We start from the raw sequence: 16,124 nt of genomic DNA, 5'->3' as shown, positions 1-16,124 counted from the left end.
TGCCATGAGCGGCCGTGGGGCCCGCATCCGATGTGATGCGGGCCCCACGCGCATTTATGGACACTCCGGCCGGGGTAAGGTTAGGTTAACCTCATCGATAGTTCCCGTCCGGAGGTGACCGCGTGTACGTCTGCTCGTGCTTCGGCATCACCGAAGAGCAGGTGCGTGAGCACGCGGCGGCGGGTGCGTGCACCCCGCGCCAGATAGCCTCCGAGAGCAAGGCGGGCACCGACTGCGGCTCCTGCGTGCGCCGCATCCAGGGCCTCCTGGGCCGGGGCACCTGCCCCCGCCGCGCGGCCATGGACAAGGGGGAGCCGGCCCTGGAGCCGGTGGAATCCGTGGAGTCCGTGGAGCCGGTGGAGTCTCTGCCGGAGCGGGTTCTTACGATTCCGGCTGCTTGATCAGCTGCGAGATGTAGAGCGGCTCACCGAGCTTCTCGACCAGTTCGAGCTGGGTGTCGAGGTAGTCGATGTGGTGCTCCTCGTCCTTGAGGATGTCCTCGAAGAGCTTGGCCGAGGTGATGTCGCCCTTGGAGCGCATCAGCTCGATGCCCCGGCGCAGCCGGTCGATGGCCTCGACCTCGATCTGCCGGTCGGCCTGGAACATCTCGGTGACCGTCTGGCCGACGCGCACATGGAAGAGCCGCTGGTAGTTCGGCAGACCGTCCAGGAACAGGATCCGGTCCGTGAGCACCTCGGCGTGCTTCATCTCGTCGAACGACTCGGCCCGCGTGTACTCCGCGAGCTTCGGCCAGCCGAAGTTCTCCTGCATCTTGGCGTGCAGGAAGTACTGGTTGATCGCGGTGAGCTCGGCGGTCAACTGCTCGTTGAGGAATTCGATGACCTCGGGGTCGCCCTGCATGGTGGCGGGCTCCTTCCAGGGGGCAGGAATGTGCGAATGCTTGCGCGCGCCCGCGCATCCTCGCACCGCTTCCGCGCGCTGGTCCAGTAAGTGCAGGCTTACCGAATTTGCCCGGATTTACGACTGTGAGTGAAGGGTGAGGGGGCGGTAAGAAGCACCCCTGTCGGTCTGTCACCATGGAGACATGGGTCAACCGCAAAGCCGCGAAGGGGAGCAACCGGAGCTTCCGCCCGGGCAGCGGCTCCAGCGCGGCTGGCCGGTGACGCACTACGGACCGGTGCCGAAGTTCAAGCCCGACCGCTGGGACTTCCGGGTCTTCGGGGCCACCTCCGACGGCGACAAGCGGTCGTGGGCGCACGAGGAGTTCACCGCTCTGCCGTACGAGACGGTGGTCGCTGACCTGCACTGTGTCGCGAAGTTCAGCATGCTGGGCGCCGAATGGGGCGGCGTGCGCGCCCGCACGGTCCTGGAGCTGGCACCGCCCGCGCCGGACGTCACCCATGTGATGGTGTGGGCCGAGTACGGCTTCAGCTCGAATCTGCGGCTCGCCGACTTCGCCGCGGAGAACGTGGTGTTCGCGACGCATCGCGCGGGCGAACTCCTCACCGCCGAGCACGGCTTCCCCGTACGTCTCGTCGTGCCCCATCTGTACGCCTGGAAAGGGCCCAAATGGGTCCGCGGCATCGAATACATGACGGCGGACCGCCGGGGCTTCTGGGAGGAGCGCGGCTACCACAACCTCGGCGACCCCTGGCAGGAGCAGCGCTACTCCTACCAGGAGGAGCCGGGAGACGGCCCCGAGTTGTAGTCAGTGGTACCGATGGGCCACCGCGTGGCCCTTGCCCTTGCCGATGAGCCAGCGGTTGACCGGCGTGGTCACCACGAAGGCGATGGCGAAGGCCACGGCCAGCGTGATCCAGAAGAGCCACTCCGTGAGGTGGGCGTCCATCGCGCCCGGGGTCACCAGGATGACGCCGTTGTCCACGATCTCCATGACGAGGATCGAGACCGTGTCGGCGGCCAGGGCGACCTTGAAGGCCGACTTGAGGTCGAGCCCGGCGCGGAGCACGGCGTACATCGTGAAGCTGTAGCCGAAGACGAAGGCCAGGGCGATCGCGAGCGCCATCGTCGGCGCGTTGTGCCAGGCCAGGGCTGTGCCGATCATCATGCCCAGGATCTCGCCGATGGCACAGCCGGTGAGGCAGTGCAGCGTGGCCCTGGCGGCCATGGCCCAGGAGACGGGCCCGTGGCCGCCGTGGTCGTGCTGCGCGGGGGCGTGGTGGTGCTGGGACATGTGCGACACCTCGCGGAACGGAGCGACTCCTGGCGTGCTGCGAGGTCAACGATATACCCCAGCGGGGTATTCCTGTGGTGTGCGGAGACGGCTCAGCGGAGCTTCTTCAGCAGTGCCACGTCGTCCGCGTGCCCCTGCTTGCCGCCCGGGGTCTCGATCACCAGGGGGACGCCCTCGGTCGCCGGGTGGGCCAGCAGCTCGGCGAACGGGGTCTCGCCGATGTGGCCCGCGCCGATGTTCGCGTGCCGGTCCTTGTGGGCGCCGGCGACGTCCTTCGAGTCGTTGGCGTGGATGAGCTTCAGCCGCCCGGGTCCGGTGACCTCCACCAGTTCGTCCAGCGTGTCCCGTACGCCGCCCGGGGCCGCGAGGTCGTGCCCGGCGGCGAAGACGTGGCAGGTGTCGAGGCAGACCCCGAGCTTGGGGTGGTGGCCGAGGACGTCGAAGTACGGGCCGAGGTCGCGCACTTGCGAGCAGAGGGAGGCGCCCTGGCCCGCGGTCGGCTCCAGCAGCAGCCAGGGGTCGTCGTCGTGCGTCAGCTCGTCCAGCAGCGGCCGCATCAGCTCGCCCGCCTGCGCGAGCGCCGTCTCCCGGGCGCGTCCGCCCGTCGCCGAGCCCGTGTGCACGACGACGCCGAGCGCGCCGATCTCCCGGCCCCTGCGCAGCGAATGGCGCATCGAGGAGACGGACTTGGCGGCCGTCGCCTCGTTGTCCGAGCCGAAATTGATGAGATACGGCGCGTGGACGTACGCGGGAAGATTCTCCTCTGCGCAGGCGGCGCGGAATTTCTCGTCCTGCTCCGGTTTTCCCGGGAGGGTGGCCCAGCCACGGGGATTGGCGACGAAGACCTGAACCGTCTCCGCCGCTATTTCCCGCGCATAGGAAATGCCATTGGCGGCCAGACCCCCGGCTACGGGGACATGGCCGCCAATGGGATTGCGCTGTCGCTTCGTCTGTTCTGCGGTCACACGCTTCAGTATGCCGAGTCGACGTTGTCCATCGAACCGTACCGGTCGGCCGCGTAGTTGCAGGCGGCGACGATGTTGGCGACGGGGTCGGTCAGATTCTTCGGGGTGCCCTTGACGTGGTAGGCGTCGAAGGTGGGCTGGATCACCTGGAGCAGGCCCTTGGACGGCACGCCGTTCTTGGCGTTGATGTCCCAGTCGTTGGACACGTTCGGGTCGCCGCCGGACTCGCGGATGATGTTCCGCTTGATGCCGTCGTACGAGCCGGGGATGCCGTGCTTCTTCATGATCGAGCGGGCCTCGCGGATCCAGCCGTCCAGGTTGTCGGGGTAGCTGGGCTTGGCGGGGGCGCGCTTGGCGGAGCGGCTGGCGGGCTTGTCGCCCTTGTCCCGGGCCGCGGCGTCGGCCTTCGCGTCCTCGGCCTTGCGGGCCTCCTCGGCCTTGCGCTCGGCCTCGCGCTTGGCGGCGGCGTCCTTGCGTGCCTCGGCCTTGCGCGCCTCGTCGGCCTCCTGCTTGGCCACGGCGGGGTCCTTCTTGGCGACCGAGGACTCGTGCTTCGCGGAGGCGGAGTCCGTGGCGAACGCGACGGGCTCGGCGGAGATGGTCGCCGCGGCCTGGCTGTGGTCCCCGTCCTCGGCGGAGCCGGGGACGACCGTCAGCGCGAGCGCGGCGGCACCCGCAGCGCTGATACCGACGGCGGAAATCTTCTTTGCCTTGGGGTTGCGGAGATAACCGGAGATGCTGGGCATGGGGAGAGCGGAGCCTTTCCGTTGGTTTGCGTCGCAGAGCCGGGGGAAGGCGAGGAACGCCGAGTTCGATCCCGGCGCCGTGCGACGAAGACCAAGTGTTAAAGGCTTCGAATTCGTAAATCAAAGGTGTGACGTACGACCCTGATTAGTGGACCGCGTATGACGTCACGTCAGAAGTGCCGCATGTCCGGTTCTGTTCCACTAATCCCGTTCGTACGTGATGTGCGCCCTATGCGCGGGCTCACACGGGAGACCCCCGGAGCTCACGCTCAGTCGACCGGTGACGACGGGAAAGCCGACCGGAAAGCGCGCTCCGAGAGGGTCAGCGCAGCCAGATGGTGACCTCGGAGCCGCGCGGGGCCTCCTCGCCCGCGTCGGGGGACTGGTTGAAGACCGTGTCGCTGACGAAGAGCCTGCGCACGGTCACCTTGAACCCCGCGTCCTCCAGCGCCGTGCGGGCCTCGTCCTCGCTGCTGTCCTCCACGTCGGGCACCTCGACCATGTCCTGGCCCTTGGAGACCGTCAGCGTGACGGTCGCGCCCTTCTCCCGCACAGCCCCGTCGGCCGGGGACTGGCGGGCGACCGTGCCCTTGTCCTCCTCGGAGAAGACGCGCTTGGCCGCGACGCGGACCTTGAAGCCCTCTTCCCGCAGCTCGTCCCGCGCCGCGCTCTCGTCCTCACCGACGACGTCCGGCACGTCCAGCGGCTCGCCCTTGGAGACGGACAGCGCCACGGCCGTCCCCGAGCGCCGCTTGGTGCCCGGCGTCGGATCCGTCGTGACGACTTCGCCGCGCGGCACGCTGTCGCTGAAGCGCCGCTTGACCGCGCCGGGCTCCAGGCCCGCCTTCTTCAGCTCGTCCTTCGCCTCGGCGAGCGGCGAGCCCTTCACGTCCGGGACCTTCACGACGTGCGGGCCGCGCGAGACGACCAGCGTGACGGTGCCGGTGTTGCGGATGCGCTCGCCCGGGTTCGGGTTGGTGTCGATCACATGGCCGCGCTTCACGCGCGCGCTGTAGTCGTACGTGACCCTCACGTCGAGGCCCTCGTCGTCGATCAGCCGCGTGGCCTCGGCCCGCGTCTTGTCGAGCACCGCGGGCGTCCGCGTGAACTGTCCGGAGTTGATGTACCAGATCCCCACGCCCAGCAGGACGAGCAGCAGCGCGCCCACCGCGACCAGCGCCCAGCGCGGCGGCCGCCGCGGCCCTCCGCGCGGGCCCCGGCCGCCCGGGGGCGCGGGCGGGGGGTCGAGCGGGGGCGGGGCGAGCCGGGTGGTGGCGTTCAGCGGCTCGGCGGCGGAGACGAGCGCCGGGCGCGGGATCACGTACGTACCGGCCTCGTCGCCGCCGGACTCCTTCTTCTGCTGGGCGTCGGCGTCCTTCGCGCGCGGCGGCACGGCGTCCAGCTCGGCGTCGGTCAGGCGGGCCCGCGTGGCGCGGGTCTCCGAGAGCATCGCGACGGCGTCCGCGGGGCGCTGCCGCGGATCGCGCGCGGCGGCGCGCGCCACCAGCTCGTCCAGCGCGTGCGCCGCACCCGGCACCGACTGCGAGGGGGCCGGGACGTCCTCGTGCAGATGTTGGTAGAGCACCTGCGCCGGGGTGCCGCCCGCGTGCGGCTTGGCGCCGGTCAGCATCTCGTAGAGCATCACGCCGCACGCGTACAGATCGGTGCGGGTGTCGGCGGCGCCGTGCTCGATCTGCTCCGGCGCGAGATACGAGACGGTGCCCAGGATCGAGTCCGTCGTCACACCGGACTGGCTGTCCACGGCCCGTACGAGCCCGAAGTCGGCGACCTTCACCCGGCCGTCGTCCCCTATCAGGACGTTCTCCGGCTTCATGTCGCGGTGCACGAGCCCCGCGCGGTGCGCGGCGCCGAGCGCGGCGAGGATCGGCTCCAGGATGTCGAGCGCCGCGCGCGGCTGCAGCGCGCCTCTGTCGCGCAGCACGTCGCGGAGGGTGCAGCCGGAGACGTACTCCATCGCGAGATAGACGTACGTCCCGTCCGTGCCCTGGTCGAAGACGCCGACCACGTTGGGGTGCGCGAGACGCGCGGCCGACTTGGCCTCCCGGATGAACCGGCCTACGAACGTGTCGTCGGCCACGAGAGAGGGATGCATCACCTTCAGGGCCAGCACGCGGTCCAGGCGTGTGTCCATCGCGCGGTAGACCGTGGCCATGCCGCCGACGGCGATACGCGCGTCCACGCGGTATCGCCCGTCGAGCACCTTGCCGACCAGCGGATCCTTGAGGGTGGTGTCCATTGCGGAGAGTTTACGAGTCGCGATGCCCTTCGGGTTCGTGCGGTGCCCTGCTGGAGCCGAACGGTGACGTTGCCCGGCATCCGGACTGAGCCCGGGCAGCCCCTTGCGGTGCGTCGCAGTCTGCGAGCGCGCTGTGGCCGGCCGCGCAGTTCCCCGCGCCCCTGAAGCGCCCCTCCGGGGCGCTTTGCGCGGCCAGGCTGCGCCCCGAAGCACGCCCCGAAGGGGCGGCTTCAGGGGCGCGGGGAACTGCGCGCCAAGCCACGGCGAAGCCCGCGGAATGCTACGCGCCGCGAGGGGCACCCCGCCAGGGGCGCGGGGAACTGCGCGACCGGCCACGGCGCACCCGCAGGCTGCAATGCACAGCAAGGGGCAGCCCCTGCTCAGCCGAAAGCAGGCCTTTCGGGGTCGAGAGAGGGCGTGCCCTCTACCGGCGACGACGCTTCGGCGAAGTGGCGGCGGGGGATGCGGCCGGCCCGGAAGGCGAGGCGCCCGGCATCGGTCGCGTGCCTCATGGCCTCGGCCATGAGCACCGGCTCCTGGGCCCGCGTGACCGCCGAGGCCAGCATGACGGCCGCGCACCCCAGCTCCATCGCGAGCGCGACGTCGGAGGCCGTGCCGGCACCGGCGTCCAGGATGACGGGGACACCTGCCCGCTCGGTGATCAAGGAGAAGTTGTGCGGGTTGCGGATGCCCAGGCCCGAGCCGATGGGGGAGCCCAGCGGCATGATCGCCGCGCACCCCGCGTCCTCCAGCTTCCGGGCCAGCACCGGATCGTCGTTCGTATAGGGAAGGACCGTGAAGCCGTCGTCGACCAGCGTCTCGGCGGCGTCCAGCAGCTCGACCGGGTCGGGGAGCAGGGTGCGCTCGTCGGCGATGACCTCCAGTTTCACCCAGTCCGTGCCGAGGGCCTCGCGGGCGAGGCGGGCGGTGAGGACGGCCTCGCCCGCCGTGTAGCAGCCCGCGGTGTTCGGCAGGACGCGGATGCCGTGCTTCTCCAGTACGGAGAGGACCGAGCCCTGCACGCCGGGGTCGAGGCGGCGCATGGCGACGGTCGTCAGCTCGGTGCCGGAGGCGAGCAGGGCCCGTTCCAGCACGTCGAGGCTGGGCGCCCCGCCCGTACCCATGATCAGGCGGGACGTGAACGTGGTGTCGCCGATGGTCAGCGCGTCGTCGGCCATGGTGCGGTCAGCCTCCCTGTACGGCGGTGAGTATCTCCACGCGGTCGCCCTCGCCGAGGCGGGTCTCCGCCCAGCGGCCGCGCGGTACGACGTCCTCGTTGACGGCGGCGGCGACCCCGCTGGGCGCGGTGCTGAACGTCGCCACGAGCCGGTCGAGGGCGAGGCCGTCCGGCACGGCGCGGGATTCGCCGTTCACGGATACGGAGACGGTCACGGTCACAGGCACGGTCCCGTCAGTGCTCATGCGTACTGCTCCTTACGTTCGTGCGCGAAGCGCCCCGGGGCGAAGGCGCGGGCCTCCTCGGGCAGTTCGCCCGTCTCCAGCAGCGCGCCCATCGTGTCGCCCGTCACGGCGGTGAGCAGCACGCCGTGGCGGTAGTGGCCGGTGGCCAGGTGGAGGCCGGGGAGGGCCGAGGGGCCCAGCAGGGGCGCGTTGTCGGGGGTGGCGGGGCGGAGTCCGGCGAGGGTCTCGGCGAGGGGGAGTTCGGTGATGCCGGGGACCAGCTCGTGGGCGTCGCGCAGCAGTTCGTAGACGCCGCCCGCCGTGACCGTGGTGTCCCAGCCCAACTCCTCGCTGGTGGCGCCGACGACCAGTTCGCCGCTGGCGCGCGGGACGAGATAGAGGTGGCCGCCGCGGACGACCGCGCGCACGGTGCGCGAGAGGAACGGGCCGAACCGGGACGGCGGCATCCATAGCCGCAGCACCTGCCCCTTCACCGGGCGGACCGGCGGCAGCACGTCCGGCGGGACGCCGTCCAGACGGCCGCTGTACGAGCCGAGGGCCAGCACCGTCTGCCCGGCGTCGAGCACCGTGCCGTCGTCCAGGTCGGCGCCCGTAGCGCGGCCGTTCGCGGTGCGCAGCCGTACGGCCGAGGCGCGGTGGAACGTCACGCCCGCGCGCTCGCAGGCCACCAGCAGCGCGGCGGCGAGGCGGCGCGGATCGACCTGGTGGTCGCCGTCGACGCGCAGCCCGCCCCGTACCGAGGGGGCGAGCATCGGTTCGAGACGGCGGCACTCGCGGCCGGTCAGCCACTCCGACTCCAGGCCGCAGCGGAGCTGGAGCGCGTGGAGTTCGCGCAGATGGGCGCGGTCGTCGGCGTCGAGCGCCACGGCGAGGGTGCCGCAGGCGCGGTAGCCGGTCTCCTGGCCGCTCGCCTCCTCCAGCTCCGCGACGAAGTCCGGATAGCGGCGTGCCGAGGCGAGGTTGAGGGCGAGCAGCGTCTCCTCGCCGTAGTGCAGCTCGGTGACGGCGGCGAGCATCCCGGCGGCCACCTGGGCCGCGCCGCCGCCCGGCGCCGGGTCGACGACGGCGACGCGCAGCCCGCGCCGCGCGGCCCGCCAGGCCGTGACCAGGCCGATGAGCCCGCCGCCGAGCACGGCGACGTCGGGGGAGGAGGAGGGGGAGGGGGAGGGGGAGTGGGGTGTGACGCGCATGGGAAGAACGCAGCTCCCTTCGCCGGTATGACCCGGATCAGGTTCGGACGGTCGGAGGCCGCCCAGCCTCCCTCTCAGCCCGGTACGTCCGGGCTCCCGCGTATGTCCGCCCCAGCGTACTGCGGCGCCTCCGGCGCGGGGAGTCCGGCTTAGAGTGATCGTGTGAGCGACAGTCAGAAGCAGCAGAGAGTCGTGATCGTCGGGGCCGGGATGGCGGGGGTGCAGACCGCCGTGCAGCTCCGCGAGCAGGGGTGGCCGGGGCCGGTCCGGCTGATCGGCGCCGAGCCGCACGCGCCGTACGACCGTCCGCCGCTGTCCAAGGCGGTGCTGCTCGGCAAGGGCGAGGCGGCCGAGCACCCGGTCTTCGACATCGACTTCGCCGCGCTCGGCATCGAGCTGGAGCTGGGCCGCACCGTCACCGGGCTCCGCCCCGGCGAGCAGCTGCTGGACACCGAGGCGGGGCCGGTGCGTTACGACCGGCTGGTGGTCGCCACGGGGGCCGAGCCCGTCGCGCTGCCCGGCAGCGAGGGCGTTCCCGGCGTGCATCTGCTGCGCACCCTCGACGACGCGGCGCGGCTGCGGCCCGTGCTCGCCGCGGGCGGCGACGTGGTGGTCGTCGGCGCGGGCTGGATCGGCGCGGAGTTCGCGACCGCGGCCCGGGAGCGCGGCTGCCGGGTCACCGTCGTGGAGGCGGCGCCGCGCCCGCTGCCCGGTGCGCTGCCCGCCGAGGTCTCCGAGCCGATGCGCGCCTGGTACGAGGAGGCGGGGGCCGAGCTGCGTACGGGCGTCGCCGTGGCCTCCGTCGAGCGGGGCGCCGTCGTCCTCGCGGACGGCACCCGGCTGCCCGCCGACGCCGTGGTCGTCGGCATCGGGGCCCGGCCCGCGACCGGCTGGCTGGAGGGCTCGGGGATCGAGCTGGGCGCGCACCGCGAGGTGCTGGCCGACGCGGGCCTGCGCGCCTCCGCCGAGCACGTCCACGCGGTCGGGGACTGCGCCTCCTTCCCCTCAGCGCGCTACGGCGAGCGGCTGCTGATCCACCACTGGGACAACGCGCTCCAGGGCCCCCGTACGGTCGCGGCGAACCTGGTCGCCGAGGGCCACGCGGACAGCGCGGCCGAGCGCGTGCTCTACGACCCGGTGCCCTACTTCTGGTCGGAGCAGTTCGGCCGTTTCGTGCAGTACGTGGGACACCACCGGGACGGCGACGCACTCGTGTGGCGGGGCGATCCTGCGGGCGCCGCGTGGTCCGTGTGCTGGCTGCGCGGGGAGCGGCTGGTGGCGCTGCTGGCGGTGGGCCGCCCGCGCGATCTGGCCCAGGGCCGCAAGCTCGTCCAGAGCGGGGCCGAGGTGGACAAGGCCCTGGTAGCAGACGCGTCCGTCGCTCTGAAGAAGGCGGCGCGGTAGTGACCGCCGTCGGAGGGTGGCACTCTGGGAGCCGTGACCCAGATTGACGCAAAGACCGAAGCTCTCGTGCCCGCATGGCTCACTCTCCCCGACGCCGCCGAGAAGCTCGGCGTCGAAGTGACCCGCGTCCGGCAGCTGGTCAAGGAGGGCCAGCTCATCGCCGTCCGGCGCGTGGGTGAGGACGGAGAGTCCAAGGTGCTGCAGGTGCCCGCCGACTTCATCGGTGACGGCAAGGTCGTGAAGGGCCTCGTCGGCACCATCACGCTCCTGAAGGACGACGGCTTCAGCGACGAGGAGATGCTGGAGTGGCTCTTCACCGAGGACGAGTCCCTGCCGGGCTCCCCGGTGCGCGCCCTCCGCGAGAACCGGGGGACCGAGGTGAAGCGCCGCGCGCAGGCCCTCGCCGTCTGATCCGTATCCCGTACGACGCACGACCGAGAACCGTCCACCGGGGTGCATGGGCCTCACCGGCCCATGCACCCCCTTCCTGGGGGGAACGTCCCATGTCCCGCAGCGCCCGAGAGCGGCTGGCCGACGCGCGGCTGTATCTGTGCACCGACGCGCGCAAGGACCGCGGTGACCTGCCCGCCTTCCTCGACGCGGCACTGGCGGGCGGCGTCGACATCGTGCAGCTGCGCGACAAGGGCATGGAGGCGGGCGAGGAGCTGGAGCACCTCGCGGTCCTCGCCGACGCCTGCCGCCGCCACGGCAAGCTCCTCGCGGTGAACGACCGCGCGGACGTCGCGCACGCCGCGGGCTCCGACGTGCTCCACCTCGGCCAGGGCGACCTGCCCGTCCCCGCGGCCCGGGCGATCCTGGGCGACGACGTGCTCATCGGCCGTTCCACCCACTCCGCGGCCGAGGCCGACGCCGCGATCACCGAGCCCGGCGTGGACTACTTCTGCACCGGGCCCTGCTGGCCGACGCCCACCAAGCCGGGGCGTCACGCACCGGGGCTGGATCTGGTGCGTCACACCGCGGCCCGCGCGCCGGAGCGCCCCTGGTTCGCGATCGGCGGGATCGACGAGGACAACCTCGACCAGGTCCTGGACGCGGGTGCCCGCCGGGTGGTCGTCGTCCGTGCGATCACTGAGGCCGACGACCCGGGCGAGGCGGCGGCAAGGTTGGCCAAGCGACTGCGGGCGGTCCAGTAGGACCGTCCCATAGCGCTGCCCCATAGCGCTGACCGGTTGTGCCGTCCAGTAGCGCCCTCCGGCGGAAGTGTCCAGCAGGCGGACATCGGCCATCCGGGAAACGGACAGATGCCGCCGTATCGTCCCAGCGCACAGCCACGGCGCAGCGGGGACGGCTAACCTGCACGTATGGCCATCGGTATCTCAGCTCCCAGGACAGAACGTCCGCCGACCGTGCGTGAGCTGCTCGCGACCGGAGAGCAGTCTTTCTCCTTCGAGTTCTTCGCTCCGAAGACCGAGAAGGGGGAGCGGACCCTGTGGGACGCGCTGCGCCGTATCGAGGCAGTGTCCCCGACCTTCGTGTCGGTGACCTACGGCGCAGGCGGCTCCTCCCGCGAGGGCACCGTACGCAACACCGAGCGCATCGCCACCGAGACCACCCTCACCCCGGTCGCCCACCTCACCGCCGTGAACCACTCGCGCGCCGAACTGCGCAACGTCATCGGGCAGTACGCGAACGCGGGGATCAAGAACGTGCTCGCGATCAGGGGTGATCCCCCCGGGGATCCCATGGGCGAGTGGGTCAAGCACCCCCAGGGGCTCGACTACGCCGCGGAGCTCGTCGAGCTGATCAAGGAGTCCGGAGACTTCTGCGTCGGCGTCGCCGCGTTCCCCGAGATGCACCCGCGCTCGGCCGACTGGGACACCGACGTCCGGCACTTCGTGAACAAGTGCCGCGCGGGTGCGGACTACGCGATCACTCAGATGTTCTTCCGCGCCGAGGACTATCTGCGGCTCCGCGACAGCGCCGTCGCGGCCGGTTGCCAGACGCCCATCATCCCGGAGATCATGCCCGTCACGAATGTGAAGCAGATCGAACGGTTCGCGCAGCTCAGCAACGCGACCATCCCGCGCGAGATGGCAGACCGCCTCCGGGCGGTCGAAGACGATCCGGCCGCTGTACGCTCGGTCGGGATCGAGTGCGCCACGGAGTTGTGTGCGAGGCTGCTGGCCGAGGGAGTCCCCGGTCTCCACTTCATTACGCTGAACCACTCCACGGCGACGCTGGAAATCCACGAGAATCTGGGACTTCACGACAGGTCCTGAGCCGAGAAGCTGGCGGCTGGCCGACCGGGCGGCGAGCAGCGGGAAGAGGGGCGTACATGGGCTGGACGGTCCTCTATGTCGCGTTCGGAGTGGTCGCGCTCTGGCTGCTGGGCGAAGTCCTGCTCCAGTACAAGGCCCGGCTGCGCTGGCGCCTGCTGGCGTTCGCCGGGTTCCTCGGCGTCGTCGCGGGCGCCGTGATAGGGCAGGTCATCGTGATCGGCGTCGGCATCGCCGCCTTCGCCACGGGCCAGACCTTCGTCACGCTCTCGTACCGCCGCGGCTTCTCGACCGGCTGGGCGCTCGGCGGATCGCCGGGCGCCAGCCGGCGCCGCCGGGGCGGCCCGGCCCCCCGCGACGCGGAGCCCTCCCTGGAGGTCACCGGGCTGGAAGCGGGATACGACGAGAACGGCGTCCCGGACTACTCGGCGGGCCAGGGCATCCCCCCGGCCCCCGCGGGCTACGGCACCGGCCCCGGCCCCGGCGACACCCCGCCCAGCGGCGTCCCCGGCGTCCCCGGCATCCCGGACTACGTCGACTACCAGGCGGCCATGGCCCAGGAGCAGACCCAGGTCCAGCCGGTCCAGGCGGCCTACGGGGACTACGCCCCGCCCGCCCCGCCCGTCCCCCCGGCCCCGCACGCCGAGCAGACGCAGGCGTTCGCGTACGACGACCAGCAGCCGTACGCGCCCTACCAGGACCCCTACGGCGGATACGCCCAGCCCGCGCCCCAGGCCCCGCAGTACGACTACGGCTACGGCGACTACGGACAGCAGGGCTACGGCGGCACCGACGGCGCCGGGTACACGTACGAGACGCCCGGCGCGCCGCCCACCGAGCCGTACTACCCCGACACCCCGCCCGGCGGCGTCTGGGTCCCGCAGCAGCGCGAGGGCGGCGTGCCGCTCCCGCCCGAGCAGCCGCCCGCGCAGCCGCCGCCGTACGGGTACGACGAGCAGCAGCAGTACCAGAACGGGTACTACGGCCAGGGCCAGCAGGGCGGCTACTGAGCGCGTCGATGCCCAGCTCGCACCGTTCGCGCCTACGCCCCGTCGACCTCGCGCGCGCGGCGGGCGTCTCGCCCCAGCAGATCCGCAACTACGAGGACGCGGGCCTCCTGCCGCCCGTCCCCCGCACCCCCACGGGCTATCGGGCCTTCGGCCCCCGCCACCTGGACGCCGTCCTGACCTACCGTGCCCTGGTCCTCGGCCACGGCCCGGAGACGGCCCGCGCCGTCATGCACGCCGTCCACGCCGACGACCTGCCGGGGGCGCTCGCGCTGATCGACGCCGGGCACGCGGAGCTCCACGAACAGCGCCGCGCCCTCCAGGCCACGGCCGAGGCCCTCGAAGCGCTCGCGAGCCGGCCGCCGGATGCGGTGCCCCGCGTGTCCCTGCGCATCGGTGACGTCGCGGCACTCCTGGGCGTACGGACGTCCGCCCTCCGCGTCTGGGAGGCGGCGGGCCTCCTGACCCCCGGGCGCGAACGCGTCACCGGGTACCGCCTGTTCGGCCCCGCCGACGTCCGTGACGCCCGCCTCATCCACATGCTGCGCCAGAGCGGCTACCCGCTGCCGCAGATTCGCCCGGTCCTCGACGGCCTGCGCCGCACGGGCAACCCCTCCGCGCTTCGCGCGGCCATCGACCGTCGCCAGTCCGAGCTCGACGCCCGCGCCAGAGCCAAGCTGGCCGCTTCCGCGCGCCTTCGCGCGTACGCGATGCCCGAGGACTGACCAGAGCTCGCCCCTGCTTCTCCCTCCGCTCCTGCGGAGCTTGGGAAGTCTGCGCAAGGCGCAGGGTTGGCAAGCGCAGCCCCCCACGCCGGGTGCCCCGGTGAAAGAGCCGGGTTCGGGGTGCCCCGGGCTGTGCTTCGCGGGGCGCGCCCGCGTCGTGGCTTGTCGCGCAGTTCCCCGCGCCCCTGAGGGAGAAGGGGCAAGCCCCGACGTGCAGTGACCGGGCGCGCCCGCGCGGCGGAGCCGCAAAACCCCTGAGGGAACAGGGGCAAGCCCCGAGGTGTCGGGACCGTCGCGCCCATGTGGCGGAGCCGCACATCGAGCGCAGGCTCAGGACGAGCCGCGCCAGTTGGGACCCTCTGTGAAGAGACCGGCGGCGAGGGTGCCGGACATGCCCGCGTGGGGGAGGCCGCCCCCCGGGTGGGACCAGGCGCCGACGGCGAAGAGGGCCGACACGCTCGTCTGGTTGGGGGGCTGGAGCAGGGCTCCGGACGCGCCCGCGAGGGCCGGGGGAGGGACCTGGCCCCCAGGAGCGCCGGTCTCGGACTCGTAGTCGCGGGGTGTGCGGACCTCGCGCCAGAGGAGGCGGTCGGAGAGGTCCAGGCCCGCCGCATCCGTGGCGGACAAGAGCTCGGCGGCGAGGCGCTCGGCCTCGGGCTCCTCCCGTACGGCCCCCACAGGCACCGGCACGGTGAGGACCGCCGTCCCGTGCGCGTCGTCGGGCCGCAGCGAGGGGTCGTCGGGGCGGAGCACCGTCACCGGCGCGGCGCCCGCGCCCCGGTGCACGACCGTGCGGTGCGGGGTGCCCTCGGGGTGCGCGCCGCGCAGGGCGAGGAGGACGGTCAGCCGGGAGGAGCCCGCAGGCCACTCCGCGCGGCCGGGGCGGAGCGCCGGGCCGCTGCCCACGATCACCGCGTCGGCGTCGACGGACGAGCCGTCCGCGAGCTCGACGCCGACGGCCCTGCCGTCCTTCTCCCGTACGGACGCCACCGGGGAGTCGAAGACGAAGCGGACCCGCCGGGCCCGGCACCGCTCGTACAGCGCGTCGGCCAGCGCGCGCATCCCGCCGCGCACGTACCAGGTGCCGAACGAGTCCTCCACGTACGGCAGCACGGCCGCGCTCGCCGGGGTGACCGCCGGATCCAGGCCGTACGCGCGGGCGTAGCTCTCCAGCAGTGCCACCAGCCGCGGCTCGCGCAGCTCGTCCGCGGCGACCTCGGCCAGCGTGGGCGGGCGGCGGCGCAGCAGGCCCTTGCGGCGGAGCGCCGGGTACGCGGAGTCGTGGCTGAGCGCGGCGCGGGACTCGTCGCGCAGGGGCTCCTCCAGGAGCGGGCGGCGCGTGGCCTCCCAGGCGTCCCGCGCGCGGTTGAGGACGTCCGCCCAGCGCTCGCCCGCGCCCGCGCCGAGGGCCGCGTCGACGGCGGCGACGACCTTGCCGCGCGAGGCGTTCGGCAGCGTGAGGGCCGTGCCGTCGGTGAAGACGTGGTGCGCGGTCGGGTCGACCTGCGCCATCTCCACGCACTGTTCGAGGGACTCGCGGCCCGTTTTGAGGAACAGGTCGCGGTAGACGGCGGGCAGCCGCAGCAGGCCGGGACCCGTGTCGAAGGCGAAGCCGTTTCGTTCGTAGCGGCGCAGGGCACCTCCGTAGGTACCGGTGCGCTCGTGGACCGTGACCTCGTTCCCCGCGACGGCCAGCCGAGCCGCCGCCGCCATCGCGCCCATTCCCGCGCCGATCACCGCGATACGTGCCATGGTCAGCGACTCTAGCGGGAGCGCTCACCGCGCCCGGCACCGACTGAGCCTTTGTGCGCACGCCTAGGTAGTGCTACTCAGACGCGCGGTTGAGTAGCCGCGCGGATGGGGCCCGACCTGCGCCGACGGCAGAGTGATGCACACGGAAAGGGCGCGGCACGGTACCGCCGACACGGGGCTGCGGAACCGGGTCGTGGCCCTTTCCGGGGGGAACCGGGGGAACACGGGGGCTCGGGCCGCGACCGGTCCGGGCACAGGGAAACG

17 protein-coding genes and 1 riboswitch are annotated in these 16,124 nt (G+C 72.4%); of the genes, 8 read left to right on the top strand and 9 right to left on the bottom strand.

Features of this window, described 5'->3' with window-relative positions; translation table 11 throughout:
- The first annotated feature begins 122 nt into the window (after positions 1-122).
- A complete protein-coding gene (locus ACGF3A_RS20020; RefSeq protein ID WP_393731545.1) occupies positions 123-401 on the top strand; it encodes a bacterioferritin-associated ferredoxin in 279 nt (92 codons plus the stop codon).
- Here the strand turns inward: ACGF3A_RS20020 and bfr are convergent.
- Positions 382-861 carry a bacterioferritin gene (gene bfr / locus ACGF3A_RS20015; protein WP_393731544.1) on the bottom strand — a complete coding sequence of 160 codons (480 nt, stop codon included), beginning with the start codon at positions 859-861 and terminating at the stop codon, positions 382-384. The two genes, ACGF3A_RS20020 and bfr, sit on opposite strands and share 20 nt — an antisense overlap.
- A gap of 184 nt (positions 862-1,045) precedes the next feature.
- Here bfr and ACGF3A_RS20010 point away from each other — a divergent pair, with 184 nt between their 5' ends.
- Positions 1,046-1,669 carry a sulfite oxidase-like oxidoreductase gene (locus ACGF3A_RS20010; protein ID WP_393731543.1) on the top strand — a complete coding sequence of 208 codons (624 nt, stop codon included), beginning with the start codon at positions 1,046-1,048 and terminating at the stop codon, positions 1,667-1,669.
- Here ACGF3A_RS20010 and ACGF3A_RS20005 read toward each other — a convergent pair whose 3' ends face one another.
- From ACGF3A_RS20005 to thiO, 7 genes are all read right to left on the bottom strand, one after another.
- A complete protein-coding gene (locus tag ACGF3A_RS20005) occupies positions 1,670-2,155 on the bottom strand; it encodes a DUF4396 domain-containing protein (protein ID WP_393731542.1) in 486 nt (161 codons plus the stop codon).
- Between the two features lie 92 nt (positions 2,156-2,247).
- On the bottom strand, positions 2,248-3,120 hold the full coding sequence (locus ACGF3A_RS20000) for a deoxyribonuclease IV (protein WP_393731541.1): 873 nt from the start codon (positions 3,118-3,120) through the stop codon (positions 2,248-2,250).
- Positions 3,121-3,125: 5 nt separating this feature from the next.
- Positions 3,126-3,866 (bottom strand): transglycosylase SLT domain-containing protein, encoded by a 741-nt coding sequence (locus tag ACGF3A_RS19995; protein WP_393731540.1) that lies wholly within the window; start codon positions 3,864-3,866, stop codon positions 3,126-3,128.
- Between the two features lie 322 nt (positions 3,867-4,188).
- Positions 4,189-6,123 carry a Stk1 family PASTA domain-containing Ser/Thr kinase gene (pknB, locus tag ACGF3A_RS19990; protein ID WP_393731539.1) on the bottom strand — a complete coding sequence of 645 codons (1,935 nt, stop codon included), beginning with the start codon at positions 6,121-6,123 and terminating at the stop codon, positions 4,189-4,191.
- Positions 6,124-6,503: 380 nt separating this feature from the next.
- Positions 6,504-7,301 (bottom strand): thiazole synthase, encoded by a 798-nt coding sequence (locus tag ACGF3A_RS19985; RefSeq protein WP_393731538.1) that lies wholly within the window; start codon positions 7,299-7,301, stop codon positions 6,504-6,506.
- A gap of 7 nt (positions 7,302-7,308) precedes the next feature.
- Complete coding sequence (gene thiS / locus ACGF3A_RS19980; RefSeq protein ID WP_393731537.1) at positions 7,309-7,545, bottom strand: sulfur carrier protein ThiS; 237 nt, start codon at positions 7,543-7,545, stop codon at positions 7,309-7,311.
- On the bottom strand, positions 7,542-8,735 hold the full coding sequence (gene thiO, locus ACGF3A_RS19975) for a glycine oxidase ThiO (RefSeq protein WP_393731536.1): 1,194 nt from the start codon (positions 8,733-8,735) through the stop codon (positions 7,542-7,544). Before thiO ends, thiS begins: the two co-directional genes overlap by 4 nt.
- Positions 8,732-8,845: riboswitch (TPP riboswitch) on the bottom strand. Its footprint overlaps the gene before it by 4 nt.
- 52 nt (positions 8,846-8,897) lie before the next feature.
- On the opposite strand from thiO, the gene ACGF3A_RS19970 reads away from it, so the two are divergent.
- From ACGF3A_RS19970 to ACGF3A_RS19945, 6 genes are all read left to right on the top strand, one after another.
- Positions 8,898-10,139: an NAD(P)/FAD-dependent oxidoreductase gene (locus ACGF3A_RS19970; protein WP_393731535.1), complete on the top strand. Its 1,242-nt coding sequence runs from the start codon at positions 8,898-8,900 to the stop codon at positions 10,137-10,139.
- Positions 10,140-10,172: 33 nt separating this feature from the next.
- Positions 10,173-10,550 (top strand): Rv2175c family DNA-binding protein, encoded by a 378-nt coding sequence (locus ACGF3A_RS19965; protein WP_393731534.1) that lies wholly within the window; start codon positions 10,173-10,175, stop codon positions 10,548-10,550.
- A 92-nt stretch (positions 10,551-10,642) separates the two neighbouring features.
- On the top strand, positions 10,643-11,293 hold the full coding sequence (thiE, locus tag ACGF3A_RS19960) for a thiamine phosphate synthase (RefSeq protein ID WP_393731533.1): 651 nt from the start codon (positions 10,643-10,645) through the stop codon (positions 11,291-11,293).
- 168 nt (positions 11,294-11,461) lie between these two features.
- On the top strand, positions 11,462-12,379 hold the full coding sequence (metF, locus tag ACGF3A_RS19955; RefSeq protein WP_393731532.1) for a methylenetetrahydrofolate reductase [NAD(P)H]: 918 nt from the start codon (positions 11,462-11,464) through the stop codon (positions 12,377-12,379).
- A 56-nt stretch (positions 12,380-12,435) separates the two neighbouring features.
- Positions 12,436-13,386: a hypothetical protein gene (locus ACGF3A_RS19950; RefSeq protein ID WP_393731531.1), complete on the top strand. Its 951-nt coding sequence runs from the start codon at positions 12,436-12,438 to the stop codon at positions 13,384-13,386.
- 8 nt (positions 13,387-13,394) lie between these two features.
- Complete coding sequence (locus ACGF3A_RS19945; protein ID WP_393731530.1) at positions 13,395-14,108, top strand: MerR family transcriptional regulator; 714 nt, start codon at positions 13,395-13,397, stop codon at positions 14,106-14,108.
- 330 nt (positions 14,109-14,438) lie between these two features.
- On the opposite strand, the gene ACGF3A_RS19940 is transcribed toward ACGF3A_RS19945, so the two are convergent.
- Positions 14,439-15,860, bottom strand: coding sequence for a phytoene desaturase family protein (locus tag ACGF3A_RS19940; RefSeq protein ID WP_393731529.1), 1,422 nt, complete (start codon positions 15,858-15,860; stop codon positions 14,439-14,441).
- Positions 15,861-16,124: the final 264 nt, after the last annotated feature.

It is taken from the genome of Streptomyces sp. NPDC048172, assembly GCF_043202595.1.
Taxonomy (GTDB): Bacteria; Actinomycetota; Actinomycetes; order Streptomycetales; family Streptomycetaceae; genus Streptomyces.
Note: the sequence above shows the minus strand (reverse complement) of the source record. Positions and strands in the feature narration are given on the sequence as shown.

What these genes read in the sequence shown, in the direction of transcription:
- thiS (WP_393731537.1), bottom strand. Translation starts at nt 7,545, where the DNA reads ATGAGCACTGACGGGACCGTGCCTGTGACCGTGACCGTCTCCGTATCC.
- ACGF3A_RS19940 (WP_393731529.1), bottom strand. Translation starts at nt 15,860, where the DNA reads ATGGCACGTATCGCGGTGATCGGCGCGGGAATGGGCGCGATGGCGGCG.
- ACGF3A_RS19985 (WP_393731538.1), bottom strand. Translation starts at nt 7,301, where the DNA reads ATGGCCGACGACGCGCTGACCATCGGCGACACCACGTTCACGTCCCGC.
- ACGF3A_RS20010 (WP_393731543.1), top strand. Translation starts at nt 1,046, where the DNA reads ATGGGTCAACCGCAAAGCCGCGAAGGGGAGCAACCGGAGCTTCCGCCC.
- ACGF3A_RS19950 (WP_393731531.1), top strand. Translation starts at nt 12,436, where the DNA reads ATGGGCTGGACGGTCCTCTATGTCGCGTTCGGAGTGGTCGCGCTCTGG.
- pknB (WP_393731539.1), bottom strand. Translation starts at nt 6,123, where the DNA reads ATGGACACCACCCTCAAGGATCCGCTGGTCGGCAAGGTGCTCGACGGG.
- thiE (WP_393731533.1), top strand. Translation starts at nt 10,643, where the DNA reads ATGTCCCGCAGCGCCCGAGAGCGGCTGGCCGACGCGCGGCTGTATCTG.
- ACGF3A_RS20005 (WP_393731542.1), bottom strand. Translation starts at nt 2,155, where the DNA reads ATGTCCCAGCACCACCACGCCCCCGCGCAGCACGACCACGGCGGCCAC.
- thiO (WP_393731536.1), bottom strand. Translation starts at nt 8,735, where the DNA reads ATGCGCGTCACACCCCACTCCCCCTCCCCCTCCCCCTCCTCCTCCCCC.
- ACGF3A_RS19995 (WP_393731540.1), bottom strand. Translation starts at nt 3,866, where the DNA reads ATGCCCAGCATCTCCGGTTATCTCCGCAACCCCAAGGCAAAGAAGATT.
- ACGF3A_RS19945 (WP_393731530.1), top strand. Translation starts at nt 13,395, where the DNA reads ATGCCCAGCTCGCACCGTTCGCGCCTACGCCCCGTCGACCTCGCGCGC.
- bfr (WP_393731544.1), bottom strand. Translation starts at nt 861, where the DNA reads ATGCAGGGCGACCCCGAGGTCATCGAATTCCTCAACGAGCAGTTGACC.
- metF (WP_393731532.1), top strand. Translation starts at nt 11,462, where the DNA reads ATGGCCATCGGTATCTCAGCTCCCAGGACAGAACGTCCGCCGACCGTG.